This is a genomic window from Paenisporosarcina sp. P4_B8, from assembly GCF_056402175.1.
The window spans coordinates 1-953 of the sequence record NZ_JBFUHX010000048.1 but is presented as its reverse complement, the minus strand read 5'-3'; the positions used below and the strand labels follow the sequence as shown (position 1 = coordinate 953).

The following is a 953-nucleotide window of genomic DNA, read 5'->3' as shown; positions in this document are numbered from 1 at the left end:
GGCTCGAACCGCCGACCCTCTGCTTGTAAGGCAGATGCTCTCCCAGCTGAGCTAATCCTCCGAAATAAATCGCCCAGCGACGTCCTACTCTCACAGGGGGAAACCCCCAACTACCATCGGCGCTAAAGAGCTTAACTTCCGTGTTCGGTATGGGAACGGGTGTGACCTCTTTGCCATTATCACTGGACTGGGTATTCTTTTTTTAAGACAAGATTTATTATAACAAGTCTGACGAGATTTACAAGTGTTTTTTATTTTTTTAAAAAAACATTTTTGTTCGCTCAAAACTGGATAAACGGGTCATTGAAAACCATTAATACTCGGGATTTAGTAGGTGATAAAGAAAGTGGTCGAAAAACGATGGCCATCTTAATCGGTCGCAAACGAGCAGTTAATGTCTTGTTAGCCCTGTTCGTAATTTCATACATTTGGATTTTAATATTAGTTGTTCTAAACCTTGTTACGCCTTGGGCACTACTTGTGATCTTAAGCGTAAAGAAACCAGTGCATTCCATCCAAGTTTTCAAAACAAAAGAACACCCACTGGAAGTAATGCCGGCTATGAAAGATACAGCATTAACAAATACACTATTCGGATTCTTACTCGGCATAGGTTTATTGATCGGCTACTTAATATAGAATGAAAAACAACCGCAATTGCGGTTGTTTGTTTATAAAAATACTTGTATGAATTTCGTCTGTCACGTTTCGCTACAATTCGACATTTCTCCATAAAAAAACACGCTATCCCGAAGATAGCGCATCTTTTTAAATGACCCCTACGGGATTCGAACCCGTGTTACCGCCGTGAAAGGGCGGTGTCTTAACCGCTTGACCAAGGGGCCTTACATCTGGCGGAGAAGGAGGGATTTGAACCCTCGCGCCGGTTGCCCGACCTACACCCTTAGCAGGGGCGCCTCTTCAGCCACTTGAGTACTTCCCCAGAAATAATT

Annotated in this window: 1 protein-coding gene, 2 tRNA genes and 1 rRNA gene; 1 reads left to right on the top strand and 3 read right to left on the bottom strand. The window is 43.1% G+C overall.

Going from position 1 to position 953, the window contains the following annotated elements; genetic code table 11:
* Positions 1 to 71: 71 nt before the first annotated feature.
* Positions 72 to 187 (bottom strand): 5S ribosomal RNA (gene rrf / locus AC1DSK_RS17365).
* A 116-nt stretch (positions 188 to 303) separates the two neighbouring features.
* Between rrf and AC1DSK_RS17360 the strand changes: the two genes are divergently transcribed.
* Complete coding sequence (locus AC1DSK_RS17360; protein WP_477548814.1) at positions 304 to 639, top strand: UbiA prenyltransferase family protein; 336 nt, start codon at positions 304 to 306, stop codon at positions 637 to 639.
* Positions 640 to 773: 134 nt separating this feature from the next.
* Here the strand turns inward: AC1DSK_RS17360 and AC1DSK_RS17355 are convergent.
* Positions 774 to 845 (bottom strand) — tRNA-Glu (locus AC1DSK_RS17355).
* A 7-nt stretch (positions 846 to 852) separates the two neighbouring features.
* Positions 853 to 943 (bottom strand) — tRNA-Ser (locus AC1DSK_RS17350).
* Positions 944 to 953 lie beyond the last annotated feature (10 nt).